The organism is Cognatiyoonia koreensis (assembly GCF_900109295.1).
Taxonomy (GTDB): Bacteria; Pseudomonadota; Alphaproteobacteria; order Rhodobacterales; family Rhodobacteraceae; genus Cognatiyoonia; species Cognatiyoonia koreensis.
Map to the genome: position 1 here is coordinate 1,844,747 of NZ_FOIZ01000001.1, position 21,694 is coordinate 1,866,440.

At 59.7% G+C, this 21,694-nt stretch carries 16 protein-coding genes and 1 tRNA gene; 8 read left to right on the forward strand and 9 right to left on the reverse strand.

The annotated features are described in order from the left end of the window. Nucleotides 1-30 precede the first annotated feature (30 nt). Nucleotides 31-1,074, reverse strand: coding sequence for an aldo/keto reductase (locus tag BMY44_RS09225; RefSeq protein WP_089993092.1), 1,044 nt, complete (start codon nt 1,072-1,074; stop codon nt 31-33). A 103-nt stretch (nt 1,075-1,177) separates the two neighbouring features. Between BMY44_RS09225 and BMY44_RS09230 the strand changes: the two genes are divergently transcribed. The 3 genes from BMY44_RS09230 to BMY44_RS09240 all read left to right on the forward strand — a co-directional run bounded on the left by BMY44_RS09230 (nt 1,178) and on the right by BMY44_RS09240 (nt 5,372). Next, nucleotides 1,178-2,407, forward strand: coding sequence for an MFS transporter (locus BMY44_RS09230; RefSeq protein WP_089993095.1), 1,230 nt, complete (start codon nt 1,178-1,180; stop codon nt 2,405-2,407). 247 nt (nt 2,408-2,654) lie between these two features. Then, nucleotides 2,655-4,364, forward strand: coding sequence for a methionine--tRNA ligase (gene metG / locus BMY44_RS09235; protein WP_089993098.1), 1,710 nt, complete (start codon nt 2,655-2,657; stop codon nt 4,362-4,364). 207 nt (nt 4,365-4,571) lie between these two features. Then, nucleotides 4,572-5,372: a lytic murein transglycosylase gene (locus BMY44_RS09240; protein WP_089993101.1), complete on the forward strand. Its 801-nt coding sequence runs from the start codon at nt 4,572-4,574 to the stop codon at nt 5,370-5,372. A 13-nt stretch (nt 5,373-5,385) separates the two neighbouring features. On the opposite strand, the gene BMY44_RS09245 is transcribed toward BMY44_RS09240, so the two are convergent. The 3 genes from BMY44_RS09245 to BMY44_RS09255 form a co-directional block, all read right to left on the reverse strand. Then, a tRNA-Leu gene (locus tag BMY44_RS09245) sits at nt 5,386-5,471 on the reverse strand. A 40-nt stretch (nt 5,472-5,511) separates the two neighbouring features. Next, complete coding sequence (locus BMY44_RS09250) at nt 5,512-6,075, reverse strand: tetratricopeptide repeat protein (protein ID WP_242650510.1); 564 nt, start codon at nt 6,073-6,075, stop codon at nt 5,512-5,514. A 15-nt stretch (nt 6,076-6,090) separates the two neighbouring features. Beyond that, nucleotides 6,091-6,579: an Lrp/AsnC family transcriptional regulator gene (locus BMY44_RS09255; protein ID WP_089993106.1), complete on the reverse strand. Its 489-nt coding sequence runs from the start codon at nt 6,577-6,579 to the stop codon at nt 6,091-6,093. A gap of 106 nt (nt 6,580-6,685) precedes the next feature. Here BMY44_RS09255 and putA point away from each other — a divergent pair, with 106 nt between their 5' ends. Further along, entirely contained in the window at nt 6,686-10,039 is a 3,354-nt protein-coding gene (gene putA / locus BMY44_RS09260) for a bifunctional proline dehydrogenase/L-glutamate gamma-semialdehyde dehydrogenase PutA (RefSeq protein WP_089994747.1), read from the forward strand. Nucleotides 10,040-10,070: 31 nt separating this feature from the next. Continuing rightward, nucleotides 10,071-10,808 (forward strand): rhomboid family intramembrane serine protease, encoded by a 738-nt coding sequence (locus tag BMY44_RS09265; RefSeq protein WP_089993109.1) that lies wholly within the window; start codon nt 10,071-10,073, stop codon nt 10,806-10,808. Nucleotides 10,809-10,823: 15 nt separating this feature from the next. On the opposite strand, the gene BMY44_RS09270 is transcribed toward BMY44_RS09265, so the two are convergent. Beyond that, nucleotides 10,824-11,615, reverse strand: a complete 792-nt coding sequence (locus BMY44_RS09270) for an inositol monophosphatase family protein (RefSeq protein ID WP_089993111.1) — start codon at nt 11,613-11,615, stop codon at nt 10,824-10,826. Between the two features lie 65 nt (nt 11,616-11,680). Next, nucleotides 11,681-12,586: a LysR family transcriptional regulator gene (locus BMY44_RS09275; protein WP_089993114.1), complete on the reverse strand. Its 906-nt coding sequence runs from the start codon at nt 12,584-12,586 to the stop codon at nt 11,681-11,683. Nucleotides 12,587-12,677: 91 nt separating this feature from the next. On the opposite strand from BMY44_RS09275, the gene metF reads away from it, so the two are divergent. Continuing rightward, nucleotides 12,678-13,538 carry a methylenetetrahydrofolate reductase [NAD(P)H] gene (metF, locus tag BMY44_RS09280; protein WP_089993116.1) on the forward strand — a complete coding sequence of 287 codons (861 nt, stop codon included), beginning with the start codon at nt 12,678-12,680 and terminating at the stop codon, nt 13,536-13,538. Between the two features lie 8 nt (nt 13,539-13,546). On the opposite strand, the gene BMY44_RS09285 is transcribed toward metF, so the two are convergent. After that, complete coding sequence (locus BMY44_RS09285) at nt 13,547-14,602, reverse strand: DUF2235 domain-containing protein (RefSeq protein ID WP_207510503.1); 1,056 nt, start codon at nt 14,600-14,602, stop codon at nt 13,547-13,549. Beyond that, complete coding sequence (locus tag BMY44_RS09290; RefSeq protein WP_089993122.1) at nt 14,589-16,889, reverse strand: xanthine dehydrogenase family protein molybdopterin-binding subunit; 2,301 nt, start codon at nt 16,887-16,889, stop codon at nt 14,589-14,591. Before BMY44_RS09290 ends, BMY44_RS09285 begins: the two co-directional genes overlap by 14 nt. Before the next feature lie 254 nt (nt 16,890-17,143). Between BMY44_RS09290 and BMY44_RS09295 the strand changes: the two genes are divergently transcribed. After that, on the forward strand, nt 17,144-20,278 hold the full coding sequence (locus BMY44_RS09295) for a valine--tRNA ligase (RefSeq protein WP_089993125.1): 3,135 nt from the start codon (nt 17,144-17,146) through the stop codon (nt 20,276-20,278). A gap of 92 nt (nt 20,279-20,370) precedes the next feature. On the opposite strand, the gene BMY44_RS09300 is transcribed toward BMY44_RS09295, so the two are convergent. After that, entirely contained in the window at nt 20,371-20,502 is a 132-nt protein-coding gene (locus BMY44_RS09300) for a Tat pathway signal protein (protein WP_242650511.1), read from the reverse strand. An 85-nt stretch (nt 20,503-20,587) separates the two neighbouring features. On the opposite strand from BMY44_RS09300, the gene BMY44_RS09305 reads away from it, so the two are divergent. Continuing rightward, nucleotides 20,588-21,682, forward strand: a complete 1,095-nt coding sequence (locus tag BMY44_RS09305) for a pyridoxal phosphate-dependent aminotransferase (RefSeq protein WP_089993132.1) — start codon at nt 20,588-20,590, stop codon at nt 21,680-21,682. The last annotated feature ends 12 nt before the right edge of the window (nt 21,683-21,694 follow it).

The window sequence follows — 21,694 nt, forward strand, 5'->3', positions numbered from 1 at the left end:
CCAGAATGGAATGCACCGCAGGTGCACAATTCAATACGGCATCGGATTGGCGCGATGGGCGGCGTCAATCTCGGCGATTAGATCGGCGTCCAGCGTCAGATCCTTGGCTTCAAGAAGATGTGCAAGCTGGTCAGATGTCGTGGCCCCGAAAATCGCGGAAATCGGGAACGGACGCGACCGCTGCCAGGCCAGCGCCATATGCGCGGGGTCAAGCCCGTGGCTTTGGGCCAGATCGGTATAGACCTGGGCGATAGGCAAGGTGCGCGGTGTCATGCGGCCTCCCATCTCGGGGATCACCGACATGCGGCTGCCCGCAGGGACTGACCCGTCGTTGTACTTGCCCGTCAGGATGCCCGCCGCCAGGGGCGAAAAGCTCAGAAGCGTGACATCCTCGTTCACCGCCATCTCGGCCATGTCGGTGTCATAAAGGCGGCACATCAGCGAATACTCGTTCTGAACAGAAGCCATGCGTGGCAGCCCTTCAGCTTCAGCCACATCGCACCATTTCGTCATGCCCCAGGCACTTTCGTTCGACATTCCGATGGCGCGGATCTTGCCGGCCTTCACGCAGTCATCAAGCGCCCCCAGCACGTCCAGCATATGATCAAGGGTCTCCTGCCGGTTCTGGCCCGAAGGATCAAAGGTCCAGTTCTGGCGGAACATATATGATCCGCGCATCGGCCAGTGCATCTGGTAAAGATCGATGTAATCGGTCTGCAACCGTTGCAAAGACAGATCGACAGCCTCGCGGATCACTGCACCGTCATATCCCTTGCCGTCTCTCAGCCAGCCGGGATTATCGCCTGCAACCTTTGTGGCGATAACCCATTCATCACGCCGCCCGGATGCAGCCAACCAACGGCCGATACAGCGCTCAGAATCGCCGACCGTGTCGGCGCTCATCGGTGCGACCGGATAGGCCTCTGCCGTATCAAGAAAATTGATGCCGGCATCCAGTGCTATGTCGATCTGCCTGTGGGCATCGGCTTCGGGTGTATGGGTCGGATAGGTCATCGTCCCCAGGCACCAATCGGAAACCTCTATTTCGGTGCGCCCAAGCGGGATCATCTTCATCGCATACGTCCTCTCTCGTTTTGTGCGACCCTAATCGGCGCGGTGCCGGGTGCAAGCGACAAACCGATTGCCAAGTTTGCCGAACAGGCGCAATTTCCAGCTCATGCGTATGGCGATTTCATTTGCGGCCTTGTTTCTTTCGGCGGGTCTTCTCCAGTTGTCTTCAGGCGGTGTCGGCCCTCTTGATGCTTTGACGGGGCTGGCCACCGGTATGACACCCGAACAGGTCGGCTTTCTAGGATCGGCGCATTTCTTCGGCTTTTTCATCGGCTGCTGGTGGGCACCGCGCTTGATGGGCGGGGTCGGTCACAGCCGGGCCTTCGCGATCTTCGCGGCCACAGGGGCGATCGGGCTTGCGGCGCATGTGCTGGTAACAGACCCGAATTGGTGGGCGCTGTTCCGTGTGGGATCAGGCATCTGCATCGCCGGGTGTTACACGGTGATCGAAGCATGGTTGCAGGCCAAGGTCACCAATGAAACGCGCGGGCGGGCAATGGGCAGCTATCGTTTCGTCGATATTGTCAGTTCGCTGATTGCGCAGTTCATGATCGGCGCGCTGGCCAATCTGGAAACCTATATTGCCTATAACCTGCTGACGATCATCTGCTGCGCCTCCTTGCTGCCGTTGGCGCTGACCAAGAACGAACAGCCCGAAACACCAGCCGCAACACGGCTCGAACCGATCCTTGCATGGAAAGCATCGCCCCTTGCGGTGGCAGGCGTCGTTGTCGCAGCACTGTCAAGCGCGTCATTCCGCATGGTTGGCCCGATCTATGGTATCGAACTCGGGCTGGCTCCGGGCCAGATCGGTATCTTCCTTGCCGCATTTGTCGCTGGCGGGGCGCTGTCACAGATCCCGACCGGCTGGATCGCGGACAGGTTCGACCGCCGCCGCGTGCTGATCTGGCTGTCGGTAGCGGCAACCCTGTCTTGTGCGTCACAGTATCTTGCGCATGGGTCCAGCCCGGAAACGATCATGCTGCTTGCCTTCATTTTCGGCTTCACGACATTTCCGATCTACTCGGTCGCAGCAGCGCACGCGCATGATTTCGCAACACAGGAACAGCGGGTCCCGCTATCGGCAGCCTTGATGTTCTACTACGCAATCGGGGCGATTGCTGCGCCCTATATCGCGTCGCTCTTGATTGCATGGTTCGGCCCATTCGCGATGTTCACGCTTATTGCGGTCGGCCATATTGGCCTTGTGATCTTCGGCCTCGCGCGGATGCGGGTACGCGACTCGCCGGGCAGACGGACACGCTATGTCTACGCACCGCGCACAACCTTCATGATCGGGCGTTTGCTGGGACGCAGCCGCGACCGCAAGGACTGAGCGTCATCCAGAAAAGAAAAAGCGCAGTCGTGTGAAGAGGCCCTTTCACACGTACTGCGCTTCTTGCCAGGTTTCGCCCCACCGCGAACCCTGAGGAGGCGTTGATAGGGAAATATTAACCACGCGACATTGTTCCAAATATGGCAACAGTGCGAAATCATTGTTGCAGGTTTGGAAACACAGTTGCGTATGGCATCCCCGCCCCTTGCCCGCTAGAACAGCGCGGCAAGCAAAAGGACTGAACCGCATGGCCCGCCACCTGATCACATCAGCCATCCCCTACATCAACGGGATCAAGCACTTGGGCAATCTTGTCGGCTCGCAGCTGCCGGCTGATCTTTACGCACGTTACCTGCGCGGACGTGGGCATGACGTCCTGTTCCTTTGCGCCACAGACGAACACGGCACACCCGCCGAACTGGCGGCCGCCAAGGCCGGAAAGCCTGTCGCGGACTATTGTGCCGAAATGCACGCGATTCAGGCGGATATCGCCAAGGGTTTCGGTCTGTCGTTTGACCACTTCGGACGGTCATCCAGCCCACAAAACCACAAGCTGACACAGGCTTTCGCGGGGCGCCTGAACGAAGTCGGCCTGATCCGCGAAGTCACCGAAGAACAAGTCTATTCCATCACCGACGGACGGTTCCTGCCGGACCGCTATATCGAAGGCACCTGCCCGAATTGCGGGTTCGACAGCGCGCGCGGCGATCAATGCGACAACTGCACCAAGCAGCTTGACCCCACCGACCTCATCGAACCGCACTCAACGATCTCTGGCGCAACCGATCTGGAAGTGCGCACGACCAAACACCTCTACCTGCGTCAGTCCGAACTGAAGGACGACCTCGCCGCATGGATCGACAGCAAGACAGACTGGCCGATCCTGACGACCTCGATCGCCAAGAAATGGCTGACGGATGGCGACGGCCTGCAAGATCGCGGCATCACCCGTGATCTGGACTGGGGAATCCCCGTGAAAGACGGCGAAAAAGACTGGCCGGGCATGGAAGGTAAGGTCTTTTACGTCTGGTTCGACGCCCCCATCGAATACATCGCCTGCGCGCAGGAATGGGTGGACGCCGGGAAAGGGTCAGACTGGGAAAGCTGGTGGCGCACCGACAAGGGGGCCGATGACGTGCGCTATACGCAGTTCATGGGCAAGGACAACGTCCCCTTCCACACGCTGTCCTTCCCCGCCACGATCAAAGGCACACAAGAACCATGGAAACTGGTCGATTACATCAAGTCGTTCAACTACCTCAATTATGATGGCGGGCAGTTCAGCACATCGCGCGGGCGCGGCGTGTTTCAGGATCAGGCACTCGAAATCCTGCCGGCGGATTACTGGCGCTGGTGGTTGCTGTCGCATATTCCCGAAAGCTCCGACGCGGAATTCACATGGGAAAATTTCCAGACCGATGTGAACAAGGACCTCGCCGACGTGCTCGGGAATTTCGTGAGCCGGATCACAAAGTTCTGCCGCTCCAAATTCGGGGAAACCGTGCCGGACGGTGGCACATACGGCGAACAGGAAAACGCACTGATTGCCGACCTGACGATGCGGCTGAAGGCTTATGAAAGCCACATGGACGCCATCGAAATCCGCAAGGCCGCCGCCGAACTGCGCGCAATCTGGGTGGCCGGCAACGAATACCTGCAAGCCGCAGCACCTTGGAGCACGATCAAGACGGACGAGGCACAGGCCGCGATGCAGGTGCGCGTCGGCCTGAACCTCATCCGGCTTTATGGCATCCTGTCCGCCCCGTTCATCCCGACGGCCAGCAAAACCATGCTGGATGCGATGAACACATCCGGCGATTGGCCCAGCGACATCGGCGCGGAACTGGCGGCACTGCCAGCAGGACACGCATTCAGCGTACCCGAAAACCTGTTCCGCAAGATCACGGATGACGAACGTGCGGAATGGGCGGAACGGTTCGCAGGCCAGCGCGACTGATCGCAGGGCAACCGCAACCCAAGCACGCTTGAAATCCTGCTCAGCGCAAAGCGGGCCGCAACACGGCAAAGCAAGATCAAGACGATCGTTTGCCGACAGCGCGGCAAACCGCCGCCCCTTCAAGTGGCGGAAAACCTCACCTTGAACGTTGGGGGGCCAGTCATGTTAACTAGCCCAGACCAATTCCAAATCGAAGAGACTGCCAAAATGTATAAATCGTTCACTGCTGCCGCTTTGGCAATTTGCGTCGCGGGTTCCGCGAATGCCGCAACTTGCGGCAACGACGCTTCTGGCTTTGCGGCCTGGAAACAGGCTTTCGCACAGGAAGCGGCGGCTGCCGGTGTCGGCCAGCGCGGCCTTCAGGCGCTTGCCAACGCGCAATACTCGCAATCAACCATCAACGCGGACCGCAACCAGCGCGGCGTGAAATACGCGCTGAACGATTTCATCCGGATCCGTCTTGGCTCCATCGACAGCTTTGCGGCGCAGGCGCGGCGGGTAAAAGCACAGAACGCGAATTTCTACGCCTCTCTCGAAGCCTCTTACGGCGTGCCAGCCGGTATCCTGCTTGCGATCCACGGCATGGAAACCGGGTTCGGGCGCAACATGGGCAATACGCCAGTGGTCGATTCAATCACCACCGTGGCCTACGATTGCCGCCGGGCAAGCTTTTTTGAACCGCACGCCCTGTCGGCCCTGATCCTTGTGGATCGCGGCGGTCTGGACAGCAACCAGCGCGGTGCGGCACACGGTGAAATGGGCCACACCCAGTTCTTGCCCGGCAATGCATTGCGCTACGGTGTGGATGCTGACGGAAACGGGCGCGTTGATCTCTATACGGTCTCTGACAGCCTCGCATCGACTGCAAACTTCCTGCGCCAGAAAGGTTGGCAACCGGGTCAGCCCTATCAGGAAGGCACGGCGAATTTCCGGGTCTTGAACGAATGGAACGCGGCAACCGTCTATCAACAGGCGATTGCCCTGTCGGCAGCAGCCATCGACGGCTAATCAGGATAGGCGGTGGTGCCCCCGGCCGGACTCGAACCGGCACGGGCATACGCCCAAGAGATTTTAAGTCTCCAGTGTCTACCATTCCACCACGGGGGCACACCGCATTCCTAAGCGGCAGGCCCGCGGCCCGCAAGTGTCAGATATCAGTACCTTCCGGCTCTTTGATAAGTGCGCGCTCATTCAGCCACGGGTTCAGCGCAACGGCAGCTTTCAGGGCATCTTGCGCCTCCTCGTCGCGTCCAAGCCCCATCAGGGTCAGCCCCTTGCCCGACAACGCCCCGATGTGCTCCGGCATGATCTCAAGGGCGCGATCCAGATCGACAAGGGCGGCCGCAAAGTCCTGTGCCAGATAATGCGCGAACGCGCGCTGGTTATAGCCCTCGGCATAGTCCGGACAGTAGGCGACCAGTTCGTCTAGGGTTTCCCGCGCACCCGCCAAATCAAACCCTGACCGCTGACGCATGCCTTCATCCAACAAGGCCTGCGCCTTGGCGTCAGGCGCGTCGGTCCAAAGCTGCCATAACATGTCGCTGATCTGCTGCGCCTCTGCAGGCGAAGCGCTGTCCTTCAACAATGCCAGTCGTTCCGCCAATGCGGCGGCGTGGTCGGGCGCAGGTGGACACGTATCTGCAATGGCGGGTGTCGCGGCCAAAAGGGCGACGGCGATGAAATACCTCATGCCCCAAATGATGGGTCGCATGCGGGCAACGTCAACTCAGCCGCCCGGAGCGACGGGTTCGACCGCCTCTTCCTTGACCGCCTGCATGGCAACATAGGTCGATGTGTTGGCGACGTGTGGAAGGGTCGAAATCTTTTCGGCCAGCACCGCACGATAACCGGTCATGCCACTGGTGCGGACCTTCAAAAGATAATCAAACGTGCCGGCGATCATATGGCATTGTTCGATCTCCGGAATTTTCAGAACGCCCGTATTGAACTGTGCCAGTGCTGTCTCCCGGGTGTCCGACAATTTCACTTCGACAAACGTGATGTGGTCCCGACCCAATTGAATCGAATCGAACAGGGCGCGATAGCCGCGAATGATCCCGCTGTCTTCCAGCCGTTTCAGCCGCGCTTGCGTCGGGGATTTTGACAGGCCGATGCGCCCGGCAAGGGCCGTGACACTGATCCGCCCTTCAGTTGCGAGGATGTCCAGGATCTTGCGGTCAAATTGATCTATGCTCACAGGACAATATCCTATCATCTGGCAGGTTGATAAGACGGAATGCTGGCATGCCGAAAGAACTCAGTCAAATCGACCGGCAAATTCTTGCTAACGTAATCTATGTGCTCAGCTGAAAGGTGCCATGATGCCACGTGATTCTGCCTCTGATCTTCGCGCCACCATTGATTCCGCTTACCTTGCCGACGAAATGGCAACCATCAACCGCCTCGTGAAAGAGGCGGCGCTATCGGACGCCGACCGCAAGCGCATCCACGCGGCAGCCACCGATCTGGTGAAAGAGATTCGCGGCAGTGCCGATCCGGGCCTGATGGAAGTCTTCCTTGCCGAATACGGTCTTTCGACTGATGAGGGCATCGCGCTGATGTGTCTGGCAGAGGCCCTTTTGCGGGTGCCGGATGCAGATACGATGGACGAGCTGATCGAAGACAAGATCGCCCCGTCGGACTGGGGCACGCACCTTGGCAAATCGACCTCCTCGCTGGTGAACGCATCGACCTGGGCGCTCATGTTGACCGGTCGCGTGCTCGAAGACGAAAAGCCGGGTCTCATCGGGTCCTTGCGCGGTGCGGTCAAGCGGCTTGGCGAACCTGTCATCCGCACAGCTGTCGGGCGTGCGATGCGCGAAATGGGCCGTCAGTTCGTGCTTGGCGAAACCATCGAAAAGGCGATGAAACGCGCCGAAGGGATGCAGAAGAAAGGCTTTACCTACAGCTATGACATGCTTGGCGAAGCGGCCTGCAACGACGCGGACGCACGGGCCTATCACCTCGCCTATTCCCGCGCGATCAGCGCGATTGCGACCCATTGCACACACAAGTCAGTCGCCGAAAATCCCGGTATTTCTGTCAAACTGTCCGCGCTGCACCCCCGCTATGAAATCGCGCAGGAAGACCGCGTGATGACCGAACTTGTCCCCCGCGTGCGCGCACTTGCAATGCTGGCGAAATCGGCAGGGATGGGCTTTAACATCGACGCCGAAGAGGCCGATCGCCTTGCCCTGTCACTTGACGTGATCGAAGCGGTGCTGGCCGAACCTGCCCTCGCCGGTTGGGATGGGTTCGGGATCGTCGTGCAGGCCTATGGCCAGCGGGCCGGTCATGTGATCGACACGCTTTACGACATGGCCGACCGGCTGGATCGCAAGATCATGGTGCGCCTTGTCAAAGGGGCGTATTGGGACACGGAAATCAAACGCGCCCAAACCGAAGGCCTGCCCGGCTTTCCAGTTTTCACCGCCAAGGAACACACCGACGTCAGCTATATCGCGAATGCGCGCAAACTGCTGTCCCGCACGGACCGGATTTATCCGCAGTTCGCCACGCACAATGCCCACACCGTCGCGGCGATCCTTGATCTGGCCAAGACGCTCGGCAAAACACCCGAAGACTACGAATTCCAGCGGCTGCACGGCATGGGCGAAGCGCTGCACACCATCGTGTTAAAGGCCAACAGGACACACTGCCGGATCTACGCCCCCGTCGGCGCGCACGAAGATCTCTTGGCATATCTGGTCCGTCGTCTGCTTGAAAACGGGGCAAACTCGTCCTTCGTGAACCAGATCGTCGACGAAGACGTGCCCGCCGCAGAAGTCGCCTCCTGCCCGTTTGAAAAAATCGGCCACATGCCTGACCTGCCGACAGGACCAGCCCTTTTCATGCCGGAACGCGTGAATTCCAAAGGCTTCGATCTGACAGACCGCCCGACCCTCGCGCAAATCGCCCATGACCGCGAACCACTGCGGACAAAGACTTGGCAAGCCGCCCCGCTTGTTGTCGGGCGCAAGGGCGGATCATCCGATGCGCGTCCTGTCCTCAATCCGGCCAACCCCGGCGACATCGTCGGTCAGGTCGAAGCGACAACCGACACGGACGTGTCCACTGCATTTGCCGCTGCCAAAACGTGGGACGCACCCGTGTCAGATCGCGCCGCGATCCTGAACACGGTCGCCGATCTCTATGAGGAAAACGCCGCCGAAATCTTTGCGATCCTGACTCGCGAGGCTGGCAAATGCATGCCCGACGCCGTTGCCGAATTGCGCGAAGCCGTAGATTTTCTGCGCTATTATGCAGCTCAGGCGAAAAAGAACGACCCACGCCCGCGCGGAACATGGGTCTGCATTTCGCCCTGGAACTTCCCGCTGGCAATCTTCTCCGGCCAAATCGCGGCGGCACTTGCAGCGGGCAATGCCGTGCTTGCCAAACCGGCTGAGCAAACGCCGATTATCGCGCATTTCGCCGTCAGCCTGATGCACAAGGCAGGTGTACCCAAAGCGGCGATCCAGCTTTTGCCCGGTGACGGTGCCGTCGGTGCGGCGCTCACAGGCAACGCACAGGTCACCGGAGTCGCCTTCACCGGCTCGACCGCGACCGCACGCAAGATCAACAGCAGCATGGCCAAACACTGCGCACCCGGCACGCCGCTGATCGCTGAAACCGGCGGGCTGAACGCCATGATCGTTGACAGCACTGCCCTGCCAGAAGCAGCCGTGCGCGATATTGTGAACGGGGCTTTCCGCTCGGCGGGGCAACGTTGCTCTGCGCTGCGCTGTCTCTACGTGCAAGAAGATGTCGCTGACAAGCTGATGGACATGCTGACCGGGGCGATGGACGCGCTGACCGTGGGCGACCCTTGGGCGCTCTCTACCGATGTGGGGCCCGTCATCGACGATCTTGCGCACAAAGGCATCGCTGATCACATCGCAAAGGCACAAGCCGACGGGCGTGTGATCCACGCGCTGAAATCCCCCGCGACAGGCCACTACATCGCCCCGACCGTTATCAAGGTGAACAGCATCAAGGAACTGGAGCGTGAAATCTTCGGCCCCGTCCTCCATGTGGCCACCTTCAAATCCAGCAAGCTCAATCAGGTCATCGCCGATATCAACAGCACCGGCTACGGGCTGACCTTCGGCTTGCACACACGGATCGACGACCGGGTCGAATACATCGTAAACGCAGTGAATGCTGGCAATATCTACGTGAACCGCGACCAGATCGGCGCGATCGTGGGCAGCCAGCCGTTCGGCGGCGAAGGTCTGTCCGGCACCGGACCAAAGGCAGGTGGCCCGAACTACCTGCCCCGCTTTGGCAAATCTTCAGTCACCCCCACACTGACACCGCTGGAACTGCCGGGGCCAACAGGCGAATCCAACCGTCTGACGGTGCACCCGCGCGGCGATATCCTCTGCCTCGGGCCGGATGTCGATGCGCAGGTCAAGGCAGTCAAGGCACTTGGTGGCACACCTGTGACGGGCACGCTTGACGATCATCCGCACGCGGCGGCCGTGATCTGGTGGGGTGACAGTGAACAAGGGCAGATCATCGCGCAAACGCTGGCACAACGTGACGGGCCGATCACGGCGCTGATCACAGGGCAGCCCGATATTGCGCATGTCCAGCATGAACGCCACATCTGCATCGACACCACCGCTGCTGGCGGGAACGCGGCACTGCTTGCATCGGTTTCGCAAGACGCTTGACGCTTCGGGATAGATCGCGGACGGTCGCGCCATGCTGCCGATCCGCGATCACAACCCGTCTGAAACGGTGCCCTACGTCACCTATGTGCTGATTGCGCTGAACGTCGGTATTTTCCTGTTCATGAGCGTGCTGGCCACCTCGGAACAGGCGCTTGGCTACATCTATTACCATTTCGGAATGATCCCTGTGCGGATCAGCATGGGCGAAGGCTATTCCGGCCTTGTGACAGCAATCTTCTTGCATGGCGGATTCATGCATCTGGCCGGGAACATGCTGTTTCTCTGGATTTTCGGCGACAACCTCGAAGACAAGATGGGCCCTGTGGTTTTTGCCTTGTTCTACATGGTTTGCGGCGTGGGGGCGAACATCGCGCAATTTGCGCTGGAACCCGGATCACCCGTGCCGACCGTGGGCGCATCGGGCGCGATTGCGGGTGTGATGGGCGGCTACATCCTGCTGTTTCCAAAGGCAAAAGTGGATATCTTTATCTATTTCGTCGTGTTCTTCCGCATCCTGCCTCTGCCCGCGTGGATCATGCTTGGCGTCTGGTTCGGCCTGCAACTTTTCAACACGATCAACGGCACAGAAGCAGGCATTGCCTATATGGCCCATGCGGCCGGCTTTGTGATCGGGGCACTGCTGACCCTGCCGACGTTTCGGCGCTTGGGCGGGCAAAGGTTCTGGCGCAATACCGACTACCATCCCGACCATCCGGCGGCAGACTACAGCAGGTTGCGCAGCCGTATTCCCGTGGTCAGACGGCGCTAAGCCAGCCTTTGAAATCTAGCTTTTGTTACGCACGACTTTGGCGAAGGCGTCGAATATCGAATCGTTGGCACACACAAGCGCGCCGCCTGTCAAAAGATCATCACCTGAATTCATCGGCTCGATCAGACCGCCGGACTCTTTCACGATAATGATGCCGGCCGCGATGTCCCATGCATTCAGGCGGCGTTCCCAAAACCCGTCGTAACGACCGGCGGCAACATAAGCCAGATCAAGCGCAGCTGATCCGAACCGGCGCACGCCCGAACAGGCAGGCAGGATGCGGGCAAGGTCTTGCAGGGTTTCGGGCAGATCGGCCCGGCCCGACCACGGCAGACCCGTCGCGAACAGGCACTCCGCCATGCGATGACGGCCAGAGACGCGCAAACGGGCCTCGTTCACGAAAGCACCAAAGCCCTTTTCGGCATAGAACATCTCGTCCTTGACGGGATCATAGATCACACCCGCGACAACGGCTCCCTTATGCTCCAACGCGATGGACACCGCCCAATGGGGCAGGCCGTGCAGGAAATTCGTGGTGCCATCCAGCGGGTCAACGATCCAGCGGCGTGTCGGGTCTTCGCCGTCGATTTCGCCGCCTTCTTCGCCCCAAAACCCATACGACGGGCGCGCGGCCATCAGTTCTTCCTTGATGGTCGCCTCGGCCTCGCGGTCTGCGCGGCTGACGAAATCACCGGGGCCTTTTTTGGACACCTGCAGGTTCTCGACCTCGCCAAAGTCCTTGACCAGCTGGCGGCCAGCCTTGCGGGCCACTTTCATCATCACGTTCAGATTTGCACTGCCAGCCATCAGGCGACTCCGTTACTTGGATCAGATGGGGCGTATAGGCCGCCAAGCCAGCCCTGTCGAGAGGATTAGACCCGCTGCAGTTTCACCGCTTCCTGTCGTGCCAGCCGCAGCAGATGGGCCATGAACGGCAGGTTCGTATCCTGCGACCGGGTCGCGGCATAAAGCCGTTTTGTGACGCCCTTCGCGGTCAGCGGCTTGGTGACGTAATCTGCGTTGTAGCGCACCTCGCGCACAACCCAGTCCGGCAACACTGCCACCCCGCGATTGGACGCGACCAGCAACAGGATTACGGATGTCAGTTCGACCTGCCGCACCGCTGCCGGTTCGACCTTGGCAGGGATCAGCAATTCGGAAAAGACATCCAATCGCGACCGGTCCACCGGATAGGTGATCAGTGTTTCGCCCCGAAAATCAGGGGCTTCGACGTAATCCTTGGACGCCAGGGGGTGCAAGGACGATGCCAGAAAAACCGGCTCATAATCAAAAATCGGGGTAAAATCCGTATCCTCAAGGTCTTCGGGATCGGATGACACCACCAGATCAACCTCTTCTCGTTTCAAGGCCGGCATCGCATCAAACGCCAGACCGGGGCGGATATCGACATCAACCTCGGGCCAGGCCTTGCGGAATTTCTCCAGCACGGGAAACAGCCACTCAAAACAGGCGTGACATTCGATGGCGATGTGCAAGCGGCCCGCTTTGCCTGCGATCAGCCCGTCGAACTCGGCCTCAAGGGCGGCGACACGCGGCAGGATTTCTTCTGCGGCGGCCAGCATCTTCATCCCCGCGGCAGACAGTTTCAACGGCTTCGTGCGGCGCACAAAAAGTTCGACACCGGCCTGATCCTCGATCCCCTTGATCTGGTGGGACAAGGCGGACTGGGTGATGTGCAGCAAATCCGCCGCACGGGCAAGCCCGCCAGTATCATGGATCGCCTTGATCGTGCGCAGATGGCGGAACTCGATATGCATGACCAAACCTCATAATGTTTCTGAGCGTTATGAATTCGCCTCATAACATGGAACAGGGCATAACACACAAGTCCCTATTGGAGCCGACATCATGCCCAAGATCAGTTTCGAGTTCTTCCCCCCGAAATCGCTCGCCGCCTCTTTCAAACTCTGGGACTGCGTGAACACGCTTGCCCCGCTTGATCCGGCCTTTGTTTCCGTCACCTACGGTGCCGGTGGCACCACCCGCAAACTGACACACGAGGCGGTGGAAACGCTGCACGCCGAAACCGGCCTGCGTGTGGCGGCGCACCTGACCTGCGTGGATGCAACACGCACGGAAACGCTGGAAATCGCGGATGCCTACGCCAAATCAGGCGTGCGCGACATCGTGGCCCTGCGCGGTGACGCGCCACAGGCGACGGACCGGTTCACACCGCATCCAGAGGGCTTTCAAAGCTCGGTCGACCTGATCAGCGCACTTGCCGACACCGGCCATTTCAACCTGACTGTGGGGGCCTACCCCGAAAAGCACCCAGAGGCCGCAGACCACGCCGCCGATATCGCCTATCTCAAGCGCAAGTTCGACGCCGGTGCTACGTCCGCCATCACGCAGTTCTTCTTCGAGGCCGACACATTCTTTCGGTTTCGCGATGCCTGCGTCAAGGCGGGGATCGACGCGCCGATCATTCCGGGCATCCTGCCGATCGAAAACTGGAACGGCGTGCAGAAATTCGCACAAAGCTGCGGCACGGCCATCCCGCAGGTGATCCGCGACGGGTTCGCCAATGCAACGCGCGACGGCAATACGGATCTGCTGTCCACAGCGCTCGCAACGGAACTCTGCGACGATCTGATCCGGGGCGGCGTGGAACACCTGCATTTCTATACGCTGAACAAACCCGAACTGACGCGCGATGTGTGCCACGCGCTCGGTATCACGCCAAAGGCACGGCTGCAAAAAGTCGCCTGACGCAAACCTCAGGAATGGGCGGCCGCAATCGCCTGTTCCGCCTCTTGGGTTCCGGCAATCGTTGAATGAAGTGATTCAGACGGGTCGGCACCAACCACGCGGGCGCGCCGCAACCAGAAAATCTTGGACCAACCGGCCCATGCGCCAATCGACGGCGCACGCACGTCTTGCGGATAGCGGCTGTGCCAACCCTCAGGCAGGGGAACACCACACATTTCAAGCCGCTCCAGCATCCAGACCAGCGGAATGTTCGACAGCGGGCGCGCGGCCTCATGTCCGCTCAACTGCCCGCCAACGTCGCCATGGGTGCCACGAAACCAGACCTGTTCCATGTGGCCCTTCCATTCGGTTGGGCATGACCACATGACCGGTTCGTAAGCGACGCGGCGTTCGTCGATGGCCAGCGCATGAAACCCGTTGCGGATGCTGTTGCCCAGCGCATGCGAATGAAAGTCATGTGGCGATGTCGTCCAGCGCCAGATCAGCGGCAGACGCAAGCCCAGTGCCTTGACTGTATCCCAGACAGCGACGGCTTCGATCTCGACCTTGGGGTGGCAGAATTTCTTGCGAAAGGCCACAGCGGCCGCTGAGGCCGCGCCGGATTCGTAGTGGCGATAGGCGGTGCGAATATTGCTGACCGTCGCATGATCGGCCTTGAGCAACCCGATCAGGTCGATGACGCCCGCAAGCGATCGCGCAGCAAACGCCCCGCGCGAATAACCAACCAGAATAATCTTGTCGCCGTCGCGATACCGCGAGGCAATCACGCCATAGGCCCTACGGATCAATCGGTTCGTACCATGTCCGGCCATCACATCCAATGTGCTGCGCCAGTCGCGCCATTGAATGCCCGCCTCGTAATAGACGGTCAGATTGGCCCGCCGTCCGGCTTCGCGCAGCAGCTTGAAGGTCAGACCGGCGTTGGTTTCGCTGCCCGGATCCAGACTCGACGCCGTCCCGTCCAGAATGATGACATGGGTGGCAGGTCCGCGTGTACGGTGCGCCCCTTCTTCATGAAGGGGCTTGCGGCCAATAAGGCCAAGGAACCAGTCACGCAGCGGCACTGTCTGCCTTCGCCTGTTGCAGGGTTTGCCAGACACGGTGCGGCGTGAACGGCATTTCAATGGCGCGCACACCTTCGTCCCACATCGCATCAAGGACAGCATTTGCAACCGCGGCCAGCGCCCCGACAGTGCCCGCTTCGCCACAACCCTTCATGCCCATGGGGTTATATGTGCTGGGTGTCCCCTCGGTCGAGAAATCGATCATAGGCACATTGTCCGCCCGCGGCATTCCATAGTCCATAAAACTCGCCGTGAGCAGTTGGCCGTCCTCATCAAAGACAACCCGCTCGGTCAGCGCCTGCCCGATACCTTGGGCCACGCCGCCGTGCACCTGACCGGCCACAAGCATCGGATTGATCAGGTTTCCGAAATCGTCAACGACAGTGTAGCGATCCACACTGACAACGCCGGTTTCAGGGTCGATCTCGATCTCGGCAACATGCGCACCGTTGGGGAATGACCGGTTTTCCAGCGTGATCTTCGCCGTGTGGGTCAGCAGATCGTCACGCCCTGCGGCGCGGGCCATATCTGCGACCTCCAGCATTGTGGGGGTCAGGTTCGATCCGGCGATGCGGAACCGTTCGTCATCGAAACTCACAGCAGCAGCATCGACACCTTCGGTGTCTGCAAGAAACGCGCCGAAGTCGATCAGCATCTTGTCCACCGTCGCCAGCGTCGCGGTGTTTTGCACCGTAACGGACCGTGATCCACCTGTGCCGCCGCCCGTCGCGATCAGATCGCTATCTCCCTGAATGACCTTGATCTTGTCCGCAGGGATACCCGTCTGGTCTGACAGGAATTGCGCGAAAACGGTTTCATGGCCTTGCCCGTTCGATTGCGTGCCAACATAGATCAACGCGCCGTCTTCGACGAAATCGACCTTGGTCGTCTCGGACGGATTTCCAAGAATGCTTTCGATGTAATAGCAAAGCCCCTGCCCGCGCAGCTTTCCGGCGGCAGCGCTCTTGGCCTTGCGCGCGGCAAAGCCACTGACATCCGCCTCGCCCTCCACCCGCGTCAGGACGCGCGCGAATTCACCGACGTCATAGGTGACACCTGTCGCGGTCGTGTAGGGAAACTGGTCGGGGGCGATAAAGTTCTTCTTGCGCAACTCCCAAGGATCGACACCCAGCTGGCGCGCGGCCTCGTCCATGGTGCGTTCGAGCACGAAAATCGCCTCTGGGCGGCCAGCGCCGCGATAGGCATCGACAGGCGTTGTATTGGTAAAAACGCCGCGCGTGCGCATGTATGCCGCCTGCACGTCATAGGTGCCCATCAGCACCTTGGAAAACAGATCAGTCTGAATGAACTGTGCAAAGCCCGAGATATAGGCCCCCATATTCGCAACCGTATCAAGGTGATAGGCGACAATGCGATGATCGGCGTCAAAGGCCATCGTGGCCGTCGTCACCAGATCGCGCCCGGCATTGTCCGTCAGCATCGCCTCGGTGCGCTCCGACATCCAGCGCACAGGGCGGCCGAGCGTCCTGGCAGCATAGGCAACAACGGGATATTCGGGATAGTTGAACGCCTTCATGCCAAACCCGCCGCCCACATCGGGGTTGGTGATGCGGATATCCTCGGCATCCATGCCAAACATCTTGGCCAGGTCCGCTTTCAGTCCCCAGACACCCTGCCCGTTGAACGACACATGCAAGCGGCCATCGACCATTTCGGCAAAACAGCCGCGTGGCTCCATGGCGTTGCAGATCACACGGTTGTCGGTGATATCGACCTTGATCACATGGGCGGCACTTTCCAAAGCGGCATCGACGGCCTCCAGATCACCCAAACCCCAATCAAAAACCTGATTATCGGGGGCCGCATCGTGAAGCGGCTCTCCGGAAAAGGACAGATCGATATGCGCAGGCAAATCATCGACGTCCAACAGGATTGCTTCGGCGGCATCCTTCGCATTTGCGTAGGTATCGGCGATGACAACGGCCACAGCCTCACCGACGTGGCGGACGCGATCAAGGGCAAGAACCGGGCGGAGCGGCTTGACGCCCTTTGACCCGTCGCGGTTCGTGACAGCACCGCCGCTGATATCGACCTTGACGCCGGCATCCAGCAGATCCTGCCCGGTGATGACAGCGACGACACCCGGCATCTCGCGCGCATCATCAACGTCCAGCGCGGTGATCACACCATGGGCAACGGGAGAGCGCATAACAAACGCATGCAGCGCATCATGGGGTGCGATGTCATCGACATAGCGACCCGCCCCTGTCAGAAAACGGACATCCTCGACCCGCTTGACCGGCTGGCTTTTTCCGAACTTGTCCATCGTGTGATCCTTTGGCTGGTGTTAGGCAGAACCTAACCGCCAGAGGCGCAAGGTCCACCCCTAACGCCGACACCTGCGCAACAAGGAACGACGGGAAAGCAAAAAACGCGCAGCGCAGGCATGCAGCCCGCCTGCAGGCCATTGCTGAAACCGGCAAGGTGTAACTGATCAAACATCTGGTTTGCGCATTCCGCCCTTTTCGCCTCTCACTGGTTTGTTTAAGACGCAGGCAAGCACAAAAGGACGGCACAGATATGGCAATGGAAAAGACATTCGACGCAAAGATGCGCGAAGCCGCGATCTACAAGATGTGGGAAGACGCAGGCGCGTTCAAAGCCGGAGCCAACGCGTCGCGCGACGAAACCTTCTGCATCATGCTGCCGCCACCCAATGTCACAGGCCACCTGCACGTTGGGCACGCCTTCAACCACACGCTGATGGACATTTTGACGCGCTGGAAGCGGATGCAGGGCTATGACACGCTCTGGCAGCCGGGACTGGATCACGCAGGCATCGCCACCCAGCTGATGGTCGAAAAGGAACTGGCCGACACAGGCCAGCCCAAGCGCACCGAATTGGGGCGCGAAAAATTCCTTGAAAAGGTCTGGGAATGGAAAGCCGTCAAAGGCGGAATGATCGAAGAACAGGCCCGCCGTCTGGGCGATTCAATGGATTGGTCCCGCTCGGCGTTCACCATGTCCGGCGCTGAATCCGCGCCCGCCACGGAAAAGCCCGGCAACTTCCATGACGCGGTGCTCAAGGTCTTTGTCGAACTCTACAATCAGGGCAAGATCTATCGCGGCAAGCGCCTCGTGAACTGGGACCCGCATTTCGAAACCGCGATTTCCGACCTCGAAGTCGAAAACATCGAAGTCGATGGCCACATGTGGCACTTCAAATACCCGCTCGCGGGTGGGGAAACCTACGACTACGTCGAAAAGGACGAGGACGGGAATGTCCTTTTCACCGAAACGCGCGACTACATCTCCATCGCCACAACCCGCCCCGAAACCATGCTGGGTGACGGCGCGGTCGCTGTCCACAAGGACGACGAACGTTATGCGCCCATCGTCGGCAAACTTTGTGAAATTCCGGTCGGCCCCAAGGAACAGCGCCGCCTGATCCCGATCATCACCGACCCCTACCCAGATATGAATTTCGGTTCGGGTGCGGTGAAGATCACGGGTGCCCATGACTTCAACGACTATGAAGTCGCCAAACGCAACGACATCCCGATGTATAACCTGATGGACACGCGCGGCGCGATGCGGGCCGATGGCAAACCTTATGCAGAGGAAGCCGCCACTGCCCAAGCCATCGCGAACGGTGAACAGGAATTTGACGAGGCAATGATCGCCGCCATGAACCTCGTGCCCGACGCCTATCGCGGCATGGACCGGTTTGAAGCACGCAAAGCCGTAGTCGCCGACATCACCGCCGAAGGGCTCGCGGTCATGACCGTCGCGACCGATCCACGGCTTGGCAAAGCCGCAGTCAAAGCCCCCTTTGCGCCCGAAGAAGGTGGCGAGGCCCGCACAGAGGCGGACGAGCTCGTCCCGCTGGTCGAGGCCAAAAAGATCATGCAGCCCTTCGGCGACCGCTCCAAAGTGGTGATTGAGCCGATGCTGACTGACCAATGGTTCGTCGACACCGCCCAAATCGTGCAGCCCGCGCTAGATGCGGTGCGCGAAGGGCGCACCAAGATCATGCCCGAAAGCGGCGAAAAGGTGTACTACCACTGGCTAGAAAACATCGAACCATGGTGCATCTCGCGCCAGCTGTGGTGGGGGCATCAGATCCCGGTTTGGTATGGGCCAGATGTACAGGCTGGTAAATCCATTCAAGAGCATGGAACACGCGCTTTGACCTACAATCCGATGAAAACTTTCTGCGCACCATCGTTTGAAGAAGCAACGAAGGAAGCGAAAGAATTCTATGGTGAAAGTGTTCGAATTAATCTCTCTCCATTCGACGAATTTCAGGCGAAAGCAGGACAAAGGAAGGCTCCAAACCCTGTTGCGCAAGGTGCTGGCGGACGTGGCAAGGTAGCGCTTCGAAGTGTGGACTTAGCCCGCGATCCCGACGTCCTCGACACATGGTTCTCCTCCGGCCTCTGGCCTTTCGGCACGCTCGGCTGGCCTGACCAAGACGACCCGGCAATGAAATACTTCCCCGGCGATGTGCTCATCACTGGGCAGGACATCCTGTTCTTCTGGGTCGCGCGCATGATGATGATGTCGCAAGCCGTCCTGAACGAAGACCCGTTCCACACCGTCTACCTCCACCAATTGGTGCGCGACGCGAAGGGCGAAAAGATGTCCAAGACGCGGGGCAACGTGATCGACCCGCTTGACATGATCGACGCCTACGGGGCCGACGCGCTGCGCATGTCCAACGCGGCGATGGCCGCACTTGGGGGCGTTCTGAAAATCTCCGAAGACCGGATCAAGGGCTACCGGAACTTTTCGACCAAGCTCTGGAACGCCTGCCGCTTTGCGGAAATGAACGACGTCTATGCAGAAATGCGGTGCACGCCCGGTGCACGCCCTGTGCACGCAAATCACAGCGTCAACAAGTGGATCATCGGGGAAACAGCGCGGTGCCTTGAAACGGTCAATGCAGCCTTGGAAAGCTACCGTTTCAACGACGCCGCCAACGGACTTTACGCCTTTGTCTGGGGCAAGGTCTGCGACTGGTATGTGGAGCTGTCAAAACCCCTCCTCATGGACGGCGACGAGGCCGCAAAAGAAGAAACGCAAGCCACGATGCAATGGGTTCTGGACCAATGCATGATCCTGCTGCATCCCATTATGCCATTCATCACAGAAGAGCTTTGGCAGACGCTGGGAAGCCGCGAAAAGATGCTGGTGCACACCGACTGGCCCGCTTACCAAGCCGCTGATCTTGTTGACGAAAACGCAGATCGCGAGATGAACTGGACGATCTCGCTGATCGAAGGCATCCGCTCGGCACGGGCACAAATGAACGTGCCCGCCGGGCTCAAGGTGCCGCTGATCCAGACAGAGTCTGACGATCACGCCAAAGCCGCCTTGGACAAGAACGAAGCCCTGATCAAGAAACTCGCCCGCGTCGATACGATCACAATCGGCGCGGCACCCAAAGGGTCACTGACAGTCCCAACCAACGGCGCGACTTTCGCACTGCCGTTGGCTGACATCATTGATGTCGACGCGGAAAAAGACCGGCTGGGCAAGGCACTTGCAAAACTGCAAAAGGAAATCAAAGGCTTGGAAGGCCGCGTAAACAACCCCAACTTCGCCGCCTCCGCCCCGCCAGAAGTCGTGGCAGAAGCACGCGAAAACCTCGCGCTGCGCCAAAACGAAGAAGCGCAATTGAACGCCGCCATGGACCGGCTCAACGAAATCTAGACGACCTCGCCCCCATCATCTTGCCAAAAATACTCTCGCCGAAGGCGTTACGGGATGGCGGGCGGGGCGTCGCGGCACGCGCGCGCCGGCTGTCATCGCACGATGCGCTCGACCGCGCGCATCCCGCCAAGCGCCTTGTCATAAACCAGTGTCAGCACGCGCCGCACCGGCGGCTTGGTGACCAGCGGCAGGCTGCGGGCCACCACGACCGCGCCACTGGTCATCAGGAATCCACGTCTGTTCATCCAGTAAAGATATGCACACCACACTCCATTGCAACTTCGTCGGACGGCAGGTTAGATCAACGCCATGACAGAAGACAGCCGCTTGACCAGCCTTGCCGCCAGCCTTCCCGCCTCCGTTCCCTTTGTGGGGCCAGAGGCCCAGGAACGCGCGCGTAACGCCCCGTTCATCGCACGTCTTGGCGCGAATGAATCCGGCTTTGGCCCATCGCCGCAGGCAGTCGCAGCAATGCAGGCGGCAGCAACAGATGCATGGAAATATGGCGATCCGGAATGCCATGACCTGCGCCATGCACTTGCCGCCCATCACGGCATCGATGCGGCGCATATCATGGTCGGTGAAGGGATCGACGGCTTGCTCGGGCTATTGGCCCGGCTCACGCTGACAGCAGGCGACAGCGTTGTTACATCGGCAGGTGCCTATCCCACGTTCAACTATCACGCCGCCGGGTTCGGGGCGCACATCCACACCGTGCCCTATGCCGGGGACTTCGAAGATCCGGATCGCTTGATTGCCAAGGCAAAGGAAACCGGGGCAAAGCTGATTTATTTTTCCAATCCGGATAATCCGATGGGCTCTTGGCATGGGGCCGTGACCGTCGCGGATATGATCACCCATGTGCCAGAAGGCAGCCTGCTGGTGCTGGACGAAGCTTATAGCGACCTCGCACCCGACACGGCCATCCCGCCCCTTGATCCTGAAAATCCGAATGTGATCCGCATGCGCACCTTCTCGAAAGGCTACGGGCTTGCCGGAATTCGCGTCGGCTATGCCATCGGGCCAAAACCCCTGATCAATGCTTTCAACAAGGTGCGCAATCATTTCGGTATCAGCCGGATCAGTCAGGCAGGGGCGCTGGCCGCGTTGCAAGATCAAGCCTGGCTGGACCATGTCCGCCAAGAGGTCGACGCTGCGCGCACCCGCCTTGCCGGGATCGCGATCCGCCACAAACTGACTCCGTTGCCAAGTGCGACGAACTTTGTGACGATCGATTGCGGCCATGATGGAAATCACGCGCGCGCGCTCCTCCAAGGTCTGATCGAAAGAGGCATTTTCGTGCGGATGCCATTCGTTGCGCCGCAAGACCGCTGCATCCGCGTAAGCGCCGGTCCGCCAGAGGAACTTGACGCATTCGAACGCGCCTTATCTGATATCCTGTAAATCGCCATTCAG